Source organism: Candidatus Regiella insecticola LSR1 (genome assembly GCF_000143625.1).
Taxonomy (GTDB): domain Bacteria; phylum Pseudomonadota; class Gammaproteobacteria; order Enterobacterales; family Enterobacteriaceae; genus Regiella; species Regiella insecticola.
In genome coordinates this window covers 1-3,426 of sequence record NZ_GL379656.1, presented here as the reverse complement: position 1 = coordinate 3,426, position 3,426 = coordinate 1, and the positions used below count along the sequence as shown (strand labels likewise).

The following is a 3,426-nucleotide window of genomic DNA, read 5'->3' as shown; positions in this document are numbered from 1 at the left end:
TGCTGCTGTAGTAAACTGGGTGGGTCTATCTACTCTAGTCATGACTAGTGCGATGTTGATATTGGGTGCACAAGTGGATGTAGAAAACCAAGATTGCGGTTAGGATGCTACTTTAATAAAAATCCCCCTCGCGCTGTCTCTTTACGGCATATAAGCAAATTGTAAGGAGGGGTAGCTGATTTTTATAAAAAAAGCGTCAGCCTTCTTATTCGAGACGCATTATTTATGCCTTTATGAGAGGAAACGGGAGGGGTTTTTGTGCCTTCCCGCTGTGTTCTTGGGGTCAGGATAATACCGGCCCAATACCCATATATTTATGTTTCCACTGAATTTTATACGCCTCAAGGATCTCAGCAGCAGAAGCTAAAACAGGGATGGGCACTGATAAAATCGCTGAAAATAGTAAAATAGCCGTTATCTTTTGCATGTGATCCCTCTGTTTTTTACATTCACTCTTTAAAAATAGTCATCATAGCGAGAGTTGGCTAATGTGGTTTATAATCCACGGTTATCACTGCTTAAGACATTAGGGAGATTGTTATGTGTTCTATTTTTGGCGTGCTGGATATAAAGACTGATCCGGTCGAATTGCGTAAAACCGCCTTAGCGATGTCGCGTCTAATGCGCCATCGTGGTCCTGATTGGTCGGGGGTTTATGCCAGCGATAAAGCGATATTGGTTCATGAGCGTTTATCTATTGTCGGCGTTAATACCGGTGCTCAACCTCTCTATAACCGGAAGCGCACCCATGTTTTGGCGGTTAATGGCGAAATTTATAATCATCAGGCTTTGCGTGCTCAATATGCTGCTCATTACGTTTTTCAAACCGCTTCAGATTGTGAAGTCATTTTGGCGTTATATCAGCAAAAAGGGGTAAATTTTTTAGATGATCTGCAAGGTATGTTTGCTTTTATACTCTATGACAGTGAAAAGGATGCCTATTTAATAGGGCGTGATCATTTGGGCATTATCCCGCTGTACACAGGAGAGGATGCATCAGGCAATAAATTTGTTGCGTCAGAAATGAAAGCACTGGTGCCGATTTGTAAAAGTATTAAAGAATTCCCAGCCGGTAGTTATCTGTGGAGCCAGGACGGTAAAATTTGCGAGTATTATCATCCCACCTGGTTCGATTACGATAACGTCAAAGATAATGTTACCGATAAAGATAAGCTGCGTAATAGCTTAGAGGCAGCAGTAAAAAGTCATCTGATGTCTGATGTGCCCTATGGCGTGCTGCTGTCAGGGGGATTGGATTCTTCGATTATCTCCGCCATTAGCAAAAAATTTTCCGCGCGGCGGATCGAAGAGGCGGAAAGCAAAGAAGCCTGGTGGCCACAGCTTCATTCCTTCGCTGTCGGTTTAAAGGAGGCTCCTGATCTTCGTGCGGCAAAAGAGGTGGCTGATCATCTTGGTACGGTACATCACGAAATTCATTTCACCGAGCAAGAAGGTATTGACGCGATCAGAGATGTGATTTATCACATTGAAACCTACGATGTCACCACCATTCGTGCATCAACGCCGATGTATCTGATGGCACGTAAAATTAAAGCGATGGGGATCAAAATGGTACTCTCGGGCGAAGGAGCCGATGAAATCTTTGGCGGTTATCTTTATTTCCATAAAGCCCCTAATGCAAAGGCATTGCATGAAGAAACGGTACGAAAATTACAAGCTTTACATCAGTATGATTGTGCCCGTGCCAATAAAGCCATGTCTGCCTGGGGTGTTGAAGCCCGCGTTCCCTTTTTAGATAAAAATTTTTTAGAGGTGGCGATGCGCATTAATCCACAAGACAAAATGTGTGTTAATGGAAAAATAGAGAAACAGGTTTTACGTGAAAGCTTTTCTTCGTATTTACCCGCGAGTGTAGCCTGGCGGCAAAAAGAGCAATTCTCTGACGGCGTTGGCTACAGTTGGATCGACTCATTAAAAGCAATCGCCGAAAAACAAATTAGCGATCAAGAATTGGCGCAAGCCGCTGTTAGCTTCCCTTATAATCCGCCGAGCTCTAAAGAAGGTTATTGGTATCGCACTATTTTTGCCGAATTGTTTCCCTTGAAGAGCGCCGCCGAATGTGTTCCTGGAGGGCCTTCGGTGGCTTGTTCTTCGGCCACAGCCATTGAATGGGACGAATCCTTCAAAAATAAGGATGATCCTTCAGGGCGGACAGTAGGGGTTCACCAGTCAGCCTATAAATAATTGATTTAGCCGAAGCAGTTTAATTTGATTCAAGGCGGAGGAGCGCAGACCAAATAGTACGGCAAGCGACGACAACACTTAAATCAAATTAAACTGATTTGGCTATATTGCGCATTCCTGTACAGGCGCGGCCTAAAGTGGCGCCTGCCCTCCTTTAAACATAAAAATGGATTAAATTAATCAGGCTCTACTTAACTCAAAGAAAGGTCTCCACATCTTATATTGCTGGAGTTTCGCCTCTAGCCCTTCTTTATCTCCGCGATTGTGATTATGTCTTGGAATTCTCTCTGTACTTCTACGGGCAGTGCACGCATGCGTTCAGGGAATTTTTGCATATCTTCAGGTCGGTGATGAAAATATAAAGATACCTGCGCCGACATAAAAGCAGCGACACCTATCGTCATTTTTTTGATTACTTGCAGCGTCTCCTCATTAAATACCCTTTCTGAACCTGACTGATTTTTGTATAAATCATTTGTCCCATAAGCTGCTATCAGCCATGAAGATCCCATTATAAGAGAAGTGCCCCCTATTACAGCAGCGCCACATAAAAGGTTATACATTTTACTGCTGACATTGCACACGCCGATAAGTGACAAGTCTATCCTTGTTGGATCACTGCGTGTATTGTTTGTTAGAGAAATCGGATCCGTTAGAGCTGCTTCTATGTTATTAGGCATCATTCTTCTCCTAAATAGGTAGCTTCTTTTTTACAAATCCGCCTTCATAAGGATGAATAATACAGATGTGATTGCAACGATCATCTATTAAGTGGACAGTTACAATGTTTTTAGCATTAATGTTAATAAAATATCAACATATCATTAACATTATGATTTTATTTTTGATATAAAATGAGGGTTTTTGATATAAAACGAAGAAAAAATTGCCGCAGGGATGGATGTAAGCACTGTAGGACAGAAGGTTTATACCCTTCGCCTTTGAAGCCGCCGCGTTGTTGGCTGCGAGCCCTCGCCCGAATCACGTAGTCTGTCTACGCTCATCGGGTCTCACGCCCTGGCCGCCTAGCGGCAACTTCAAAGACAAAGGGTATATAAAGCGAAAATGATGGTCAGAAAAAGCGAATGGGGGGCAGTCAGGAGCGAGTTAAGTTTAATAGAAAATTGAATGGCTGGGATACCAGGATTCGAACCTGGGAATGCCAGGATCAAAACCTGGTGCCTTACCGCTTGGCGATATCCCATCTCTACCCTTCGCCTT

3 protein-coding genes and 1 tRNA gene are annotated in these 3,426 nt (G+C 43.3%); 1 reads left to right on the top strand and 3 read right to left on the bottom strand.

Annotation, left to right across the window (positions count from 1 at the left end):
- Positions 1-283: 283 nt before the first annotated feature.
- Positions 284-427: a hypothetical protein gene (locus REG_RS13505; protein WP_176603506.1), complete on the bottom strand. Its 144-nt coding sequence runs from the start codon at positions 425-427 to the stop codon at positions 284-286.
- A gap of 113 nt (positions 428-540) precedes the next feature.
- On the opposite strand from REG_RS13505, the gene asnB reads away from it, so the two are divergent.
- Positions 541-2,205, top strand: a complete 1,665-nt coding sequence (gene asnB, locus REG_RS08905) for an asparagine synthase B (RefSeq protein WP_006705338.1) — start codon at positions 541-543, stop codon at positions 2,203-2,205.
- A 239-nt stretch (positions 2,206-2,444) separates the two neighbouring features.
- Here asnB and REG_RS08900 read toward each other — a convergent pair whose 3' ends face one another.
- Positions 2,445-2,888 (bottom strand): hypothetical protein, encoded by a 444-nt coding sequence (locus tag REG_RS08900; RefSeq protein WP_006705337.1) that lies wholly within the window; start codon positions 2,886-2,888, stop codon positions 2,445-2,447.
- A 446-nt stretch (positions 2,889-3,334) separates the two neighbouring features.
- Positions 3,335-3,409 (bottom strand) — tRNA-Gln (locus tag REG_RS08895).
- Positions 3,410-3,426 lie beyond the last annotated feature (17 nt).

Excerpts from the sequence above, each read along its gene's own strand:
- asnB (WP_006705338.1), top strand. The coding sequence starts at position 541 with ATGTGTTCTATTTTTGGCGTGCTGGATATAAAGACTGATCCGGTCGAA.
- REG_RS13505 (WP_176603506.1), bottom strand. The coding sequence starts at position 427 with ATGCAAAAGATAACGGCTATTTTACTATTTTCAGCGATTTTATCAGTG.
- REG_RS08900 (WP_006705337.1), bottom strand. The coding sequence starts at position 2,888 with ATGATGCCTAATAACATAGAAGCAGCTCTAACGGATCCGATTTCTCTA.